This is a genomic window from Clostridium sp. AM43-3BH, from assembly GCF_003479985.1.
Taxonomy (GTDB): Bacteria; Bacillota; Clostridia; order Lachnospirales; family Lachnospiraceae; genus Otoolea; species Otoolea fessa.
Genome location: NZ_QUIH01000003.1, coordinates 56,689 through 72,790, shown reverse-complemented (window position 1 = coordinate 72,790; position 16,102 = coordinate 56,689). Strand labels below are relative to the sequence as shown.

Below are 16,102 nucleotides of genomic sequence, written 5' to 3'. Positions count from 1 at the left end.
CTCCTTTTCTCCGCCAGGACACAAACTCCGGACAAATTGAATCATTTTCCAGATACATCTATGAACCGGTCACAAATTCAGGCGCAGAATCCGGTCTCTACTCTACCACCATTACACGCATGATATTCGTATCGGCTACCGGTTCATGACGGTTGGCACGTGTCACCACACCCGCAGTTGCAACCACAATTTCACCCTCTTTGACGATACCTTTCTCTTTCAGCAGTTCCACCGATGCAAATAAGAGTGCATCCGTCGATTCAGCGCGTTTTGCATGGAACGGCTTAACACCCCAGTAGAGCTGCATCTGGCGGACAGCCGTCATGCTCGGGGAAAGTCCCGCGATCAATGCTTTCGGACGCCATTTCGAAAGCATTCTCGTCGTAAATCCGCTGACACTCGGAGCCACAATGACCGGCGCTTCCAGATCGGAGGCGGTCGCTACGGATGAATAGCATACCGTATTAGATATATTTCGAAGATTTTCTGCCGATACCTTTCTTCTCTGGTAGAACATATAATCCAGATATTTCTCCGACTCCTCGGCGATCTGGCTCATCATGCGGACTGCCTCGATCGGGTAACTTCCCATCGCCGTTTCTCCGGACAGCATGACCGCATCGGTTCCCTCGTACACTGCATTCGCCACATCCGATACCTCGGCACGCGTCGGACGCGGGTTGCGGATCATTGAATCGAGCATCTGGGTCGCCGTGATAACAACCTTGCACGCTAAGTTACACTTGCGGATGATCATCTTCTGAATGTGCGGAACCTTCTCTGCCGGTATCTCCACGCCCATATCGCCCCGGGCTACCATGATGCCGTCGCTCGCCTCAATGATGGAATCAATATTTTCAATTCCTTCTTCATTCTCGATTTTCGCGATAATCTGCATAGCAGAACCTTTTTCATCCAGAATCTCCCGGATCTCGCGGATCGCATCGGCATTGCGGACGAACGAAGCCGCCACAAAATCAAAGCCTGCATCCACGCCGAAACGAATGTCTTCCTTATCTTTATCGGTCAGCGCCGGAAGCTTGACCCGTACTCCCGGTACATTGACACCCTTCTTCTCGCCCAGCTCGCCTCCATTTTCAATCCGGCAGACGATATCTGTTCCATTGACCTCCCGCACGTGCAGCTCGATCAGACCATCGTCAATCAGAATGCGGTCACCCGGCTTTACATCCTCCGCCAGCCCCGCATAGTTGATGTAGCCGCGTGTCTCATCACCCACGATCTCCTCGGTCGTCAGCGTATACAGATCGCCCTCTTTCAGCGTCACTTTCTTTCCATCTTTTAATTTGCCAGTACGGATTTCCGGTCCCTTGGTATCCAGAAGCGATGCGATCGGAATCCCCAGCTCCTCGCGCACACTCTCCAGAATCTCCAGACGATGTTTATGCTCCGCATGATCGCCATGCGAAAAGTTAAAACGTGCGACATCCATGCCATTTAACGCCAACTCCTTCATAATCTCCCGGTTATCGGTGTTTGGTCCCATTGTGCAGACAATCTTTGTCTTTTTCATTCTGTCATTCCTCCTCATATTCTGTCATTTATCGAGATTTTTCCCATCAGTGAATCATTTATAACCTCTTTTGTATGCTTCATCCAACCTATTTAAATCCCCTGCTAAAAAAACAATCCACCGCTTGGTTCTATTTAGAATCTTTCAATTCTTCTTCCGTCACGTGTTTGTGCGTATACAGATGATCCATGCAATATTCCAGATTTCCCGCACACTTCGAACAATAGCGGAATTCCAGGTTCGGATCATCCTTCTCGGTGCGTCCGCAGACTGCACATTTATGATGCGTCAGCGAAATTTTCTGAATCTGTGCCTTCTGCATCTCGTTTTTAAACTTCTGCTTACGGACCATCTCTTTCGGACTGGCTTTCCGATAGTTGCGCGTCATCAGGAAGAAAATGATAAAATTGAGCATCGAAACAACAATCTCAATTTTCGCGATAATGCCACCCGTTAAGAAACTGTAGACCAGAAGCGCTCCATACATCATTCCGAGGTATTTCGCCCGGATCGGAATAAAAATCAGAAGGAACTGCATCTCCGGGAAAGTGCAGGCAAACGCCAGAAACAGCGATTCATTTAAGTAATACGGGGACATCGGCACCGAAAAGCCGGTCACACCGTACACCAGAAATGCCGCGATGATGTGTCCCAGCACGCCCATAAAGAAAAACATATTAAATCGGAAGGTTCCCCACACGCGCTCCAGCGTCGAGCCAATCGAATAATAGAGATACATCGCAAGCAGCGCAAACAGTACGCCCGACTGAGGCGGGCATACGAGAAAGGTCACGATTCTCCACACCTGCCCCCGCAGGATCGCCGCCGCATCAAGTGCCAGATACTGCACGTAAAAATATGGATTAAACAGGCTCATCACAAATCCAGCCGCATACATCATGATGATGTAGTACATCAGATTCGGGATCGCAAACCGACCGAATTTGCGCTCTAATTTTCTAAAAAAATTCATAATTCACATCCTTTGCCGTTTTCCTTTCATTATAGAGAGCGGCGGATTCTTTGTCAAATTATATTCTCGCTTCCACCACGTTATCTTACGGCACATTCGGTTCCAAAAGTGCCTGCCTGCGATCGGTAACGGCTGCATTCCAACTCAGAAAAAGCGGTATTTTCCACGCAGAAAATGCCTTTCCTTGTACAGGAACACCCTCCTCCCATTATGCGCGATATTAACAAATTTTGCACATTTTTAGCATCTTTTTAACGCACCCTACCGATTGTTTTCTTCCTTATTCTATGTTAAAGTATAGCCGAATACATGTGTAATACAAAGGAGGGAAGGGGCACTGCCCCGATTGTACATGAATTCCTGTAAAAAATTAGGAATCGACATCGGTTCCACAACGGTTAAAGTATCTATTATTGAAGACGGCGGTAAGCTTCTTTTCGCCGATTATAAACGTCATTTTGCAAACATACAGGAGACGCTCGCGGACCTGCTCCGTGAGGGTGAAGAGAAACTTGGCGCACTGACCGTTGAGCCGGTCATCACTGGTTCTGGCGGTTTAACACTTTCTAAGCATCTGGGCATTCCATTTGTCCAAGAGGTTGTGGCGGTTGCCACATCCCTGAAGGATTATGCCCCGCAGACCGACGTTGCCATCGAGCTTGGCGGCGAGGATGCGAAAATTATTTATTTTACCGGCGGCATCGACCAGCGTATGAACGGAATCTGCGCCGGAGGCACCGGCTCTTTTATTGATCAGATGGCTTCGCTGCTTCAGACGGACGCATCCGGTCTTAATGAGTACGCGAAAAATTACAAGGCAATCTATCCGATCGCGGCGCGCTGCGGCGTTTTCGCCAAGACGGATATCCAGCCTCTCATCAACGAAGGCGCAACCAAAGAGGATCTGTCCGCCTCCATTTTCCAGGCGGTTGTCAACCAGACCATCAGCGGTCTGGCATGCGGCAAGCCGATCCGCGGCAATGTTGCGTTTCTCGGTGGACCGCTTCATTTCCTCTCGGAGCTGCGCGCGGCATTTATCCGCACCCTGAATCTGGGGGCGGACCAGATCATTGCCCCGGATCACTCGCATCTGTTTGCGGCGATCGGCGCGGCGATGAACTCTGATCCGAAGACAACTGCCAGCCTGCACGATCTGATCGAACGGCTTTCCCACGGCATCAAGATGGATTTCGAGGTAAAGCGGATGGAACCCCTCTTTACTGATGAAGCTGACTATGAAAAATTCAGAACCCGCCATGCAAGTCATGACGTCAAAAAAGGTGATTTAGCGACCTACGAAGGCAACTGCTACCTCGGCATTGACGCCGGTTCCACCACAACCAAGGTGGCGCTTGTCGGCGAGGACGGCTCTCTTCTATACCGCTTCTACAGCAACAACAACGGCAGCCCGCTGGCGACGGCGATCCGCGCGATGCAGGAGATCCACGACCAGCTTCCTGAGAAAGCACAGATCGCTTATTCCTGCTCCACCGGTTACGGTGAAGCGCTCTTAAAATCTGCCCTGATGCTGGATGAGGGCGAGGTCGAGACGATCTCCCACTACTACGCAGCGGCGGCATTTGAGCCGGATGTAGACTGCATCCTTGATATCGGCGGTCAAGATATGAAATGCATCAAGATCAAGGACGGCACCGTAGACAGCGTACAGCTCAACGAAGCTTGTTCGTCCGGCTGCGGCTCCTTTATTGAGACATTTGCTAAATCCTTAAATTACAGCGTACAGGATTTTGCCAAGGAGGCACTCTTTGCCAAAAATCCGACCGACCTCGGTACCCGCTGTACTGTTTTCATGAACTCTAACGTCAAACAGGCGCAGAAAGAGGGCGCTTCCGTCGCAGATATTTCTGCCGGACTGGCTTACTCCGTCATCAAAAACGCCCTGTTTAAGGTTATCAAGATTACCAACGCCTCCGATCTCGGAAAACACGTGGTCGTACAGGGCGGTACCTTCTATAACGATGCGGTTCTCCGCAGTTTTGAGAAGATCTCCGGCTGTGAGGCAGTCCGCCCGGACATTGCCGGTATCATGGGTGCCTACGGCGCGGCTCTGATTGCCCGTGAGCGCTACGATGCTTCCAAGACGACCACGATGCTGCCGATCGACAAGATCTTAAGCCTGACCTACAAGACGACGATGGCACGCTGCCAGGGTTGTACAAACCACTGCGTCCTGACGATCAACCGTTTCGATGGCGGACGTCAGTTCGTGACCGGAAACCGCTGTGAGCGCGGACTGGGCGGCAACAAACAGAAAAAAGACATTCCGAACTTATTCGACTATAAATACCACCGTATGTTCGATTATGAACCGCTGACCGCCGATCTGGCGCCGCGCGGTACCGTCGGCATCCCACGTGTCCTGAATATGTATGAAAACTACCCGTTCTGGGCAGTCTTCTTCAGGGAACTGGGGTACCGCACCGTTCTGTCCCCGAAATCGACAAGACAGATCTACGAACTTGGTATTGAATCAATCCCGAGCGAATCCGAGTGCTACCCGGCAAAACTCGCGCACGGTCATATCGAATGGCTGATCCGCCAGGGACTGACCTACATTTTCTATCCGTGCGTTCCTTACGAGCGCAACGAAACCCCGGAAGCGGGAAATCACTACAACTGCCCGATGGTCACATCCTACGCGGAAAACATCAAAAACAACGTAGAATCCCTGACGGATCACAAGGTACATTTCCGGAATCCGTTTATGGCATTTACAAATGAGGAAATCCTGACAAAACGTCTGGTCGAAGAATTTACCAGGGATCAGTCGATCCCGGAGAAAGAGATCCGCGCCGCCGCTCACAAGGCATGGCAGGAACTCATCGCCTCCCGTCAGGATATGGAAAAGAAGGGCGAGGAAGTCATCGCCTGGTTAAAAGAAACCGGACACCACGGCATCGTGCTGGCAGGCAGACCGTACCATGTAGATCCGGAGATCAACCATGGCATTCCGGAACTCATCACTTCCTACGGTTTTGCCGTGCTGACCGAGGACTCCGTCTCCCATTTAGGACGCGTTGACCGTCCGCTGATCGTCACCGACCAGTGGATGTACCACTCCCGCCTCTACGAGGCAGCTTCCTATGTGAAGACACAGCCAAACCTGGATCTGATCCAGCTCAACTCCTTCGGATGCGGTCTGGACGCAGTTACTACTGATCAGGTCAATGATATTCTGACCCGTTCCGGCAAAATTTATACGCTGCTCAAGATCGACGAGGTCAACAACCTCGGCGCCGCACGTATCCGTGTGCGCTCCCTGATCGCCGCAATTCGTGTGCGCGAGATGCGCCACTACCATAAACCGATCGTTTCCAGCGCATACAGCCGTGTTTATTTCACGAAGGAAATGAAGAAAAACTACACAATCCTCTGCCCGCAGATGTCGCCGATCCATTTCGACCTCATCGAACCGGCAGTCCGAAGCTGTGGTTACAACCTGGAGGTGCTGCAGAACTCCGACCGTACCGCTATCGACACAGGACTTAAGTACGTCAACAACGACGCCTGCTACCCGTCCCTGATCGTGGTTGGTCAGATCATGGATGCGCTGCTCTCCGGCAAATACGACTTAGAGCATACAGCTGTTATCATGAGCCAGACCGGCGGCGGCTGCCGTGCTTCCAACTATATCGGCTTTATCCGCCGTGCCTTAGAGCGCGCCGGTATGCCGCAGATTCCGGTTATCTCGTTAAATGCCAACGGCATGGAGACGAATCCGGGCTTCAAGATTACCCTGCCGCTTCTCACCAAGGCAATGCAGGCGGTTGTCTACGGTGACCTCTTCATGCGGGTTCTCTATGCGACCCGCCCATACGAGGCAAAAGCCGGTTCCGCCAATGCCCTGCATGAGAAATGGAAAGCAATCTGCATCAAATCGCTGCAGAAACACTCTTTATCCATGGCAGAGTTTAACCGCAACATCCGAGGTATTATCCATGACTTCGACGAACTTCCGAGACGCGATGTCCAGAAACCGAGGGTTGGCATTGTCGGCGAGATCCTGGTAAAATTCTCCCCGTTAGCAAACAACCACGTGGTAGAGCTTCTGGAAGCCGAGGGTGCCGAGGCTGTAATGCCGGATCTGCTTGATTTCCTGCTTTACTGCTTCTACAACAGCAACTTCAAAGCCGACAATCTGGGCGGCAAACGTTCCACCGCACACCTGTGCAACATGGGAATCTCCCTGCTGGAGTATTTCCGCCGCACCTGCCGCCGCGAACTGGAACGCAGCACACATTTCCTTCCGCCTGCACGGATTCAGGATCTGGCGTCGATGGCGAAGCATTACGTTTCCCTCGGCAATCAGACCGGCGAGGGATGGTTCCTGACTGGTGAGATGCTGGAATTGATTCACAGCGGCACGACGAACATCATCTGCACCCAGCCGTTCGGCTGCCTGCCGAACCACATCGTCGGAAAAGGCGTCATCAAGGAACTGCGCGCCAGCCATCCGGAGGCTAATATCATCGCCGTAGACTACGATCCGGGTGCCAGCGAAGTCAATCAGCTGAACCGTATCAAACTGATGCTTTCCACCGCACAGAAGAACCTGCCAGAAAGGAAAAAGGAGTCAAGAATTGGATGATTTTGGATTGATTTTGGATAAAATTTCCAGCTGACTTTTAAAGACGTCTGTGCTATAATAAATTTATATGGAGTTTAAGATAGGCTGTGGGTTCCATAGCCTATCTTCTATATAGGGGAACAAAAAGACAGACTAAAAGGAGATCTCAGGATGAAATCAAAATTATTCCTCTGCGCGGCTCTGGCTGCGGCTCTCTACGTGACGCCGTCTTATGCAGCTGATTATTCCGCACAGGTTGTGAGTTTTTCTCAGGAGGACCCGGACAACCTCTCCATCGAGCTGACCGGCTCCAAAGTAATTACCGACGATTTTTCATTCAAACTTCCATCCCAGGCATTTTCGAGACTCATCATGGTTCCGAGCGGGGATTCCTACGAGGTATATGAAAAAACAGCCTATGAAGCCAACGGAGGCGGACTTCTCTTCCGCATTCTCGCATTTGAGGACACGCATTACCGCGATTTAAACGGCTGCACCATCTTAGGCTTCTGCGGCAACAAGATCTTCATTCTGGATCCGCACTACGACGAGCAGTATGCCAGCGACAGCGAAGAATATACACAATGCAAAGAAATCGTGACCTCGATCAAGAAGAGTTTCATTTCCTATATCAAAGACGCCGGGACGGTTGAGTAGCATCGAATCGAATATAAATATGCAAAAAGAACGTCAAATTCTAAGTTTTTCGCTTGGGTTTGACGTTCTTTTTTACTTTAAACTCTTCTATTTTTGGCTCTTCTATTTTCGTCTTTGTGCCATAGAGGTCCCTTACAAGACCGCTGATGGTCGTGTACTGGCTTCTACGCAGGTAACGGACTGCCAGCATAGAAGAAACAACCGCGCCGATCGCCCATGCTGTATCATACCAGCCTGCCGACAGCCCCACGGTAAAAGCGTTCTCCGCGATACCGATCGTCGAAGCGCCGCCGATCGCCAGACCCGCGATACTAGCTGCCACGACAAACGCATTATTTTTTCCTTTATATAAAAGGAAGTTCTCTGAATCCTTTTTCTGGCTGTAAGACACATAGATACTGATGCCAAATAGCAGAAGCACATATAAAATAACAATTAGCAGCGGAATATTCATTACTTCGCGCCTCCATTTTCCTCTGCCTCGCGGCAAATACGCTCGTAGGCTTCCTTTGTCTGTGGGAGCACGCTTCCGCCGTACGGAATTACATATACATCTTTTCCGTTAAAGTCTACCTCTGCCAGCAGAGCCTTCATATCTTTAAACGATCTTACGCCCATATCCCGAACCAGCTCCGGCTCCATGGAAGACAGAAGCAGCGTCTTCGAACGACGGATGGACTCGCAGGCTGCGTAGAAAATATAGCCGCCGATAGTGAAAGACGCACGCAGTGCCTCATCCAAGCATCCCTTAGAGAGAGGCTTAATCCAGTCGAAGAAATCCTTGGAACCGCTTCCCTCCGGGCATTCCGCCAGCATAATGAGTGTACCGCCCTCTTTGACCGCTCTCGATGCGTTAAACAGCGTCTTGGTGGACTGATAAAAATTCAGATCCTTCGGGAAACCGCCGCAGCTTGCAATTACGACATCTGCCTGATAGTCAATCGGCAGTCCGTATCCCTTCTGTACATAACTGCAGCTTGCCTGCCATGCCTTGTCAAACTCACCACAGAATAAACCGCTGTGGCGGGAAGATGTATCTACCACGATATTGATACCGAATGTAACATGTACCATGGCACCTGCCTCGCGCATATCCAGGTTGATCGGGTTGTTCTCCACCAGACCGCTGCCGACACGCACATCCGTCATCGGTTTCTCCGGATCCAGCGCACGCTCATGGTTCATGCGGATCGTCTCACGGGAAGCAATACCTGGAACGATGCTCTTTCTTCCGCCGCCGTAGCCTGCCATCAGATGGTGCACCGTACCGCCGATGCAGATGACCTTTCTGCCGACTGCCAGCGGATTGACCGATACACGCGTTCCAAAGGACGTCGTACCGATGTATACCAGATCCGGCGCATCGCAGTCATGGTCAGTCACGCTCGCTACATGGTCGTAGACAAACTCGCTTGCAAGTTTTCTGCGATCCTCCGCCGTATTCTTGCGGTGTGTTCCCAGTGCAACCACAACCGCAATCTGGTCATATCCCACGCCTATCTCATCGTGCAGATATTTTACCAGAAGCTCGCAGATCACGTCCTGACGCATCCAGAAACGCGTCATATCACTGATCACGATCGTAACCGGATCGGTCGGTGCAATCAATTCCTTTAACGGCTTCGTGCCAATCACACCATCCGTCACACAATGCAGAAATTCTGCTTTTATATCTTCAATGACCCGCATCTTATTTTCATACAGGTATTTTACACTCTTCGCACCGTCAATCTCAAAATCGACCGCCGACGTTCCGTACTTTAAATGTACTTGCTCCATTGTCTTTCTCCTTCACATTTCCTCATCTGCGTTAAACAGTTACGCTTTAAACCACTAAAGTATATAGTAAAGCACCTGTTTTGTCAAGTCTTTCACAAAACAGGTGTTTTATTTTTATAATTTATATGATATTTTTCAATCTTCCCGGTACGCCGCATACATCTGCGTCGTCGCCATATCCGAATGTCCAAGAATCGTCTGAACCGCCCGCATGTCTGCACCTCTCGCAATCAGGTGCGCCGCAAAGGAATGGCGCAGCGTGTGCGGCGTGATATCTTCCTCAATCCCGGCTTTCTCGCCGTAATATTTGATAATCTTCCAGAATCCCTGCCGGCTCATCGCGCCGCCCGTACAGTTGACAAAGAAATAGTCCGATCCCTTTCCACGCAGCAGCTCGTTTCTCGCATGTTCCAAATACTCCTCCAGCGCTGCTTTCGCCGAACGTCCAAATGGGATCGTCCGCTCCCTCTCCCCGTCGCGACAGACCAGAAATCCAATGTTCATATTGATATCTTCCATCTGGATCCCTATAAGCTCTGACACCCGGATTCCGGTCGCATATAAAAGAGCCAGCATCGCCTTGTCCCGAATCTCCTTCGGTGTCTGCCCGGATGGCTGTGCCAGAAGCGCTGATACCTGATCGACACTCAGGACCACCGGCGCCTTTTTCTCCACTTTCGGCGCATGCAGACTTTCCGCCGGGTTCCGCCGGATGCATGCCTGCATACATTCATAATTAAAAAACGCTTTCATCGCCGCCATCATCCGTGAAATGGTGGTAGCCGCCTTTCCCTGCTCTTCCATATGAAGAATATATCCATGCAGGCTGGTCTTTGTCACCTTCGCTGCCTCCCGGATCTCTTTCTCCTCCAGATAAGTAATCATCTGCATCAGATCTCTCCGATATGACTGTACGGTATTTTCTGATGCCTGTTTTACCTCCCGCAGGTACTGTTCAAATCTGTCTACTTCCCCTCTCATACTTCCCCAATCTATTCTCGTAACCATTTCCGCCATTCTTTTATTCACGGCATTTTCTGCCAAAGCCCCAGCCTGCAGGGCAAATATCGTTCCGCGGCAATCCTATCGATTTCTCCATCTGAACCATCCATTCTCCTGAGGTTTTCTCACCCTATCTGCAACTTACCTTCTTCTCCACAAGCGGGGCTTTTATCGTCCGCAGGTATCATTATATCTACATTTTCCCATAAAATCAAACATAATTTTCCCCACTTTTCCTACATTTTTCGACTGATTTACATAAAAATACAACATATGGTGCGTCCACTTTTTTCACCCCCATATGTTGTAAATTTTGAATTATATTTTTATTCGGACAGCCCCATTAAAATGGGCAGTGTGAGACCAGTAATGATACAAAACCAGGATTCAGCCACACTTCCAGCGCAGTTCCCATCCCCAGCACCAATAAAAGGATTAAAAATCCAGCCGTCCGTATCCGCCTCTCCTTTGCAAGCGCCCAGGAAAGAAGCAGCCAGAACACAGGAATATAAAACACCACCTGTGGAAATAACGTTGCCACAAATACAGGCAGTCCCCAAAAACCGCCCCAGCCAGTAAATCCTGACAGCAGCCATGCCTGCTCCAGACCTAAGACGAGACAAGCCCCCCACGCAGCCAGACATGCGACCGGCGTCATACCTGCCAGCCACAGCATCAGCGCCATCCCTGACCGCTGCAGCCAGACCTGAAAAAACAAAGTTCCCCGGCTGGCTGCCTTCATTCCGGCGTTTAGATGCCAACCGGCACCCGATGGATCTCCAATTCCTTGTCCAAGCCTCGCTGCCAGCACACTTTCCAGCCCGGCATGTCCGCTCCCGGACGAAATTTGAAAACAAACGGCTGCTATCGTCCCCAATACAATCCCAAGGATCCAAAAAAACACTGATACATCCCAGGTACTTAAAGCCGGAAGCCGGAATCTCCTTTTCACATGCAATCCCTGCCTATTCCTTTGTTACCTTATCTGTATTCAGTGTTTTTTATAATATGCCTTTATATCTGCCTCTATATGCTGTTAGCTTCATGCGTCTTTCAACGTTTAATCCATATATTTATTTCATCACAGATGCTCACAGTGCTTCGCTGATCCTTATTTTTACTTCTGTCCTGCTTTGCAGGCATACGCCAGAATCGCGGACACAGTCTTTCCATCCGTCAGCTCTCCTGCGTAGATCCGTTTCAAAAGGTCGGAAAGTTCCCACGCCTCTACCTCAATCTCCTCGTCCGGGTCAAGATGCTGATGGGTTTTCTTGAGATCGCGTGCCAGAAAAATATCCAGCGCCTCATCACAGAACGCGATCGTTGTGTTGACGCTCATCAGATATTCCAGATGGTCACAACGGTAGCCCGTCTCCTCCTCCAGCTCGCGGTACGCGCAGTCAATCTTCGCCTCATCCGGCGAATCCAGCTTACCAGCCGGAATCTCCAGTGTATAGCGGTCCAGCGCATTGCGGTACTGACGCACCATGAGAATCTTTCCATCCTCCGTAACCGGAAGCACCGCTGCCGCGCCGTCATGATGGATAAAATCCCATTTTGCCTGATGTCCGTTTACCTCGACGGTATCTTCGTACATTTTCAAGATGGTTCCCTGATATTTTAACTCTCGTTTCAGGCGTTTGACCGGCACGGACTCCAGCGATGCCTGCTTTTCTACTTTCTGTTCCATATTTTCTCACCCTTATATCCAGGTTCCTTCTGGGTTCTTTTTCAACATTTTTTCACTATTTCAGGTCGATGCACTTCTCATAGCATGCGTCACATGCCTTGATAACCGCATTCCGCAAACCATACTCCTCCAGGACGCTGACCGCATAGATCGTCGTGCCGCCCGGCGAGCAGACATCATCTTTGAGCGCGCCCGGATGCTTGCCGGTCTCGAGTACCATCTTCGCACTGCCGACAACGCCCTGCGCCGCCATCCGGTAAGCCACATCTCGCGGCATGCCGTACTTAACGCCCGCATCTGCCAGCGCCTCGATGAACATATAGATGTATGCCGGTGCACTGGAACTGATACATACAACCGCATTCATCATATATTCCGGAACGATCTCCATCATACCAAAAGATTCAAAGAAATTGCTGATCATCTGCTTTTCTGTCTCTTCAAACAGCTTCTTGTCGTAGCAGACACCTGTCATACCCTCGCCGATCAGCGCCGGCGTGTTCGGCATCGCACGCACGATACGGCGGTCACCGCCCAGCTTCTCGTTGACACTGTCAATCGTGATACCCGGTGCAATCGAAATAATAATATTTTCTTTCGTTACATGGTCCTTGATATCTGCCAGTACATTGTCATAAAACTGCGGTTTTATAGCTAATACGATATATTTTGCATTTTCCGCACAATCCTGGTTTGTGTCAACCGCCTTGACACCTGTCTCTTTCTCTATCTGTGCCACTCTCCGGCGGTTCAGATCCGTAAAAGTGATATCTTCCGTTTTATATTTGTTCAGCAGGCTTCGCATGATCGCATAGCCGATATTTCCCATTCCGATAAAACCAATTTTCGCCATAATCTTTGTCTCCCTCCATCTGCCATCCGGCACTTCCCTGCCGGATGATCCTCCATTTGTTGTCTGACTGCAGCTGCTCTTTCCAACAGCCACATCTGGCTTTCTATTCAGCATCTTGGTAACGGTTCAATCTTCTTACCATTACGCCACAATAAATGCATGAAGCTGCTAAATAATCACTATTTTTCAACTCTATCATGCTATAATACTCGTCTTTTGGACAGTTTGCAAGCAAAATTTCTCCGCCTGCCTTCACGCTCACGACCCTTTATTTTACCCTGCTCATGCAAATTTTCAGTCTGTCCGAAAAACAGAGTTTCCGTTTTCCGCTTCATGAAAAAAACCTGTATTTTTCTGTTTTTCTTTCTCTCTCAAAAAAGATGTAAAGAATGTGCCTTGGCACATTCGGGCGTCTCGCGCGGTCGCTTGCGACATGTTTCTTCTTCGCGCGAGTGCGCATCCTCGCGGAGCGTTTTTTTGTTTCATAGGACGCAATTCCCCATGAAACAAAAAAGTCTTATGAATGTAATGTATCTTCATCCATAAGACTTTTATTTTCATGCTCAAGTTTACTCCATGCAGCCCTGCTGCCGGGTTTTATTTGGCGTACTCGGTAACTCTCGATTCACGGATTACATTGACCTTGATCTGTCCCGGATACTGTAACTCTTCCTGAATCCGCTTTGAAATCTCTCTCGCCATCAGAACCATATCATCGTCGCTGACCTGTTCCGGTACAACCATGATACGCACCTCACGACCTGCCTGAATTGCGTAGGATTTATCAACACCCTTATAGGAGTTCGTGATATCCTCCAGCTGTTTCAGACGGTTGGTATATGTTTCCAGAGTCTCTCGTCTCGCACCTGGACGTGCCGCTGAAATCGTATCAGCTGCCTGTACCAGACATGCAATCAAGCTCTGTGGCTCTACATCGCCGTGATGGGCTTCCACTGCATTGATAACGGTTGCGGACTCTTTGTACTTCTTACAGAGCGCCACACCCAGTTCTACGTGGGTTCCCTCCTGCTCGTGATCGACTGCCTTTCCAATATCATGTAATAAACCTGCACGTTTGGCGGTCCGTACATCGACGCCCACCTCAGCCGCCAGAAGTCCGGCTAACTGTGCAACCTCAATCGAATGCTTCAATGCATTCTGACCGTAACTTGTCCGGAATTTCATCTTACCAAGCAGTTTGACAAGTTCCGGATGGATACCATGAATGCCAACTTCCAGAAGAGCCGCTTCGCCCTCCTCGCGCATCATGTTTTCCACTTCTTTCTGTGCCTTCTCTACCATCTCTTCGATTCTGGCTGGATGAATCCGTCCATCCACAATCAGACGTTCCAGTGCAATACGCGCTACCTCTCTCCGGATTGGATCGAAGCCAGACAGGACAACTGCCTCCGGCGTATCGTCGATGATCAGTTCCACGCCCGTCAGAGTCTCCAGTGTACGAATATTTCTTCCCTCACGTCCGATAATTCGTCCCTTCATCTCATCATTCGGAAGCTGTACGACTGATACGGTTGTCTCAGCCACATGATCCGCAGCACAGCGCTGAATCGCTGTCACCACATAATCCTTGGCTTTCTTCTCTGCTTCCTCTTTCGCTTTCGCCTCGAGATCTTTGATCAGCTTCGCCGTATCATGCTTTACATCTTCTTCCACGGAACGCAGCAGATATTCCTTTGCCTGTTCAGAGGTTAAACCGGAGATCTTCTCCAGTTCCAGCATACCTTTCTCATAGAGAGCCTCTGCCTCCGCAGTCTTTCTCTTGAGTGCCTCCTCCTTGACATTCATACCCGCTTCACGCTTTTCCATCGCTTCTGCTTTTTTGTCCAGGTTTTCTTCTTTGCTCAGTACACGTCTTTCATAGCGCTGAAGCTCAGCTCTTCTTTCCTTTGTTTCTTTCTCAAGCTCATTCTTTGTCTTTAACGACTCTTCCTTCGCTTCAAGGAGAGCTTCTCGCTTCTTTGTCTCAGCAATTTTCAATGCTTCATCTATTATTTCCCTGGATCGTTCTTCTGCGCTTCCAATCTTCGCCTCATATGTCTTCTGGCGATGCTGGTTCGCAACGACCCAAGTAATAGCTGCTACAATAACACCTGTAACGATAACCGCAATTATTACTTGTGACACAGGAGCACCTCCTTATTTAGTTTTCATTGTACGAAAATACAATACTATAATTTTAAACGGTTTTATACAGTATGTCAAGCAGAATAAGCGCTTCCTAACCAGCTTCCTGGGACACCTTCAGACAGCGTTCTGTTCTGTTTCATAATACATTTGCACGTTCACAGTCATGAAACAAAATCCATTCAAAATCATCTTTGGTAAATGACTCTGCGCCTGAAAGTCAACTAAATGCATCCTCCCGCTCCTTCATCTCTCTCCGGATATCTTCCCATGAAAATCCCCGCCTCATCAGATAGGCAATGATCTTTTTTTCCTCCTCCGGCGCTGTCTCTCCCGCCTTGTAATGCTTCTTCTCAAGCAAAACGCGGATTGCCTCGCCCGAATCATGTTCTGTCTCTTCCAGCTGCTCCCGGATGATCTCGCGCGATATGCCTTTTCGCTGCAGGTAAAGCTTCAATTCCGCCTGGCTTTTCCGCGTTCCATGAACCTGCAGGTAATTCGCCGCATATCTGGCATCGTCCACAAAATGATATTCCTGCAAAAATCCAATCGTCTCCTGCACGATCGAATCCGGATACCCGTCCTGGAAAAGGCGGCGGCACATTTCTCCTTCCGTCCGGTCCTGCACCTTCAAAAGATTCAGCGCCCGCTCATGTGCCCGGCGGCTTAAAAGATCCAAAAGCTCCCTCTCCGTTCTTTCTTCCAAAACCGCGCCCTCACAGACACCGTATTTTTCTAATTCCCCATTATATAAAAGAAAGGCAAAGTCCTCATCCGTGAAAACTTTGCACTTTCTCTTATCCAGGGATTCTACGCGTTCAATCCGCATATACAGCCCCTTTTCATAGCTACAGTTCACACGCTGCCAGCTGTAACTTTTC

At 49.7% G+C, this 16,102-nt stretch carries 12 protein-coding genes; 2 read left to right on the top strand and 10 right to left on the bottom strand.

Features of this window, described 5'->3' with window-relative positions:
- Positions 1-97: 97 nt before the first annotated feature.
- Positions 98-1,552 carry a pyruvate kinase gene (gene pyk / locus DW931_RS06055; protein WP_270523636.1) on the bottom strand — a complete coding sequence of 485 codons (1,455 nt, stop codon included), beginning with the start codon at positions 1,550-1,552 and terminating at the stop codon, positions 98-100.
- A gap of 112 nt (positions 1,553-1,664) precedes the next feature.
- Positions 1,665-2,507: a hypothetical protein gene (locus DW931_RS06050; protein WP_117796362.1), complete on the bottom strand. Its 843-nt coding sequence runs from the start codon at positions 2,505-2,507 to the stop codon at positions 1,665-1,667.
- Positions 2,508-2,859: 352 nt separating this feature from the next.
- On the opposite strand from DW931_RS06050, the gene DW931_RS06045 reads away from it, so the two are divergent.
- Positions 2,860-7,116, top strand: coding sequence for a 2-hydroxyacyl-CoA dehydratase (locus DW931_RS06045; RefSeq protein WP_117796361.1), 4,257 nt, complete (start codon positions 2,860-2,862; stop codon positions 7,114-7,116).
- A 150-nt stretch (positions 7,117-7,266) separates the two neighbouring features.
- Positions 7,267-7,752: a hypothetical protein gene (locus tag DW931_RS06040; RefSeq protein ID WP_107000334.1), complete on the top strand. Its 486-nt coding sequence runs from the start codon at positions 7,267-7,269 to the stop codon at positions 7,750-7,752.
- Between the two features lie 40 nt (positions 7,753-7,792).
- Here the strand turns inward: DW931_RS06040 and DW931_RS06035 are convergent, their stop codons facing one another.
- From DW931_RS06035 to DW931_RS05995, 8 genes are all read right to left on the bottom strand, one after another.
- Positions 7,793-8,206, bottom strand: a complete 414-nt coding sequence (locus tag DW931_RS06035; RefSeq protein WP_233430181.1) for a hypothetical protein — start codon at positions 8,204-8,206, stop codon at positions 7,793-7,795.
- Positions 8,206-9,531, bottom strand: a complete 1,326-nt coding sequence (gene larA, locus DW931_RS06030) for a nickel-dependent lactate racemase (RefSeq protein WP_117796360.1) — start codon at positions 9,529-9,531, stop codon at positions 8,206-8,208. Before larA ends, DW931_RS06035 begins: the two co-directional genes overlap by 1 nt.
- Before the next feature lie 135 nt (positions 9,532-9,666).
- Entirely contained in the window at positions 9,667-10,512 is an 846-nt protein-coding gene (gene xerA, locus DW931_RS06025) for a site-specific tyrosine recombinase/integron integrase (protein WP_118468091.1), read from the bottom strand.
- Positions 10,513-10,876: 364 nt separating this feature from the next.
- Complete coding sequence (locus DW931_RS06020) at positions 10,877-11,485, bottom strand: hypothetical protein (RefSeq protein ID WP_118482368.1); 609 nt, start codon at positions 11,483-11,485, stop codon at positions 10,877-10,879.
- 165 nt (positions 11,486-11,650) lie between these two features.
- Entirely contained in the window at positions 11,651-12,223 is a 573-nt protein-coding gene (locus DW931_RS06015) for an NUDIX hydrolase (protein ID WP_022359672.1), read from the bottom strand.
- A gap of 55 nt (positions 12,224-12,278) precedes the next feature.
- Positions 12,279-13,190: a pyrroline-5-carboxylate reductase gene (proC, locus tag DW931_RS06010; protein ID WP_347472256.1), complete on the bottom strand. Its 912-nt coding sequence runs from the start codon at positions 13,188-13,190 to the stop codon at positions 12,279-12,281.
- Positions 13,191-13,673: 483 nt separating this feature from the next.
- The gene (gene rny / locus DW931_RS06000) at positions 13,674-15,221 is read right to left on the bottom strand and encodes a ribonuclease Y (protein ID WP_107000340.1); all 1,548 of its coding nucleotides are present in this window, start codon (positions 15,219-15,221) and stop codon (positions 13,674-13,676) included.
- Positions 15,222-15,441: 220 nt separating this feature from the next.
- The gene (locus tag DW931_RS05995) at positions 15,442-16,050 is read right to left on the bottom strand and encodes a regulatory protein RecX (protein WP_118482367.1); all 609 of its coding nucleotides are present in this window, start codon (positions 16,048-16,050) and stop codon (positions 15,442-15,444) included.
- Between the last annotated feature and the right edge of the window lie 52 nt (positions 16,051-16,102).

Bases quoted from the DNA above. Each gene is read 5' to 3' on its own strand.
- DW931_RS06045 (WP_117796361.1), top strand. From the start codon at position 2,860: ATGAATTCCTGTAAAAAATTAGGAATCGACATCGGTTCCACAACGGTT.
- DW931_RS06035 (WP_233430181.1), bottom strand. From the start codon at position 8,206: ATGAATATTCCGCTGCTAATTGTTATTTTATATGTGCTTCTGCTATTT.
- DW931_RS06040 (WP_107000334.1), top strand. From the start codon at position 7,267: ATGAAATCAAAATTATTCCTCTGCGCGGCTCTGGCTGCGGCTCTCTAC.
- DW931_RS06050 (WP_117796362.1), bottom strand. From the start codon at position 2,507: ATGAATTTTTTTAGAAAATTAGAGCGCAAATTCGGTCGGTTTGCGATC.
- xerA (WP_118468091.1), bottom strand. From the start codon at position 10,512: ATGAGAGGGGAAGTAGACAGATTTGAACAGTACCTGCGGGAGGTAAAA.
- proC (WP_347472256.1), bottom strand. From the start codon at position 13,190: ATGCTGAATAGAAAGCCAGATGTGGCTGTTGGAAAGAGCAGCTGCAGT.
- pyk (WP_270523636.1), bottom strand. From the start codon at position 1,552: ATGAGGAGGAATGACAGAATGAAAAAGACAAAGATTGTCTGCACAATG.
- DW931_RS06015 (WP_022359672.1), bottom strand. From the start codon at position 12,223: ATGGAACAGAAAGTAGAAAAGCAGGCATCGCTGGAGTCCGTGCCGGTC.
- DW931_RS05995 (WP_118482367.1), bottom strand. From the start codon at position 16,050: ATGCGGATTGAACGCGTAGAATCCCTGGATAAGAGAAAGTGCAAAGTT.
- larA (WP_117796360.1), bottom strand. From the start codon at position 9,531: ATGGAGCAAGTACATTTAAAGTACGGAACGTCGGCGGTCGATTTTGAG.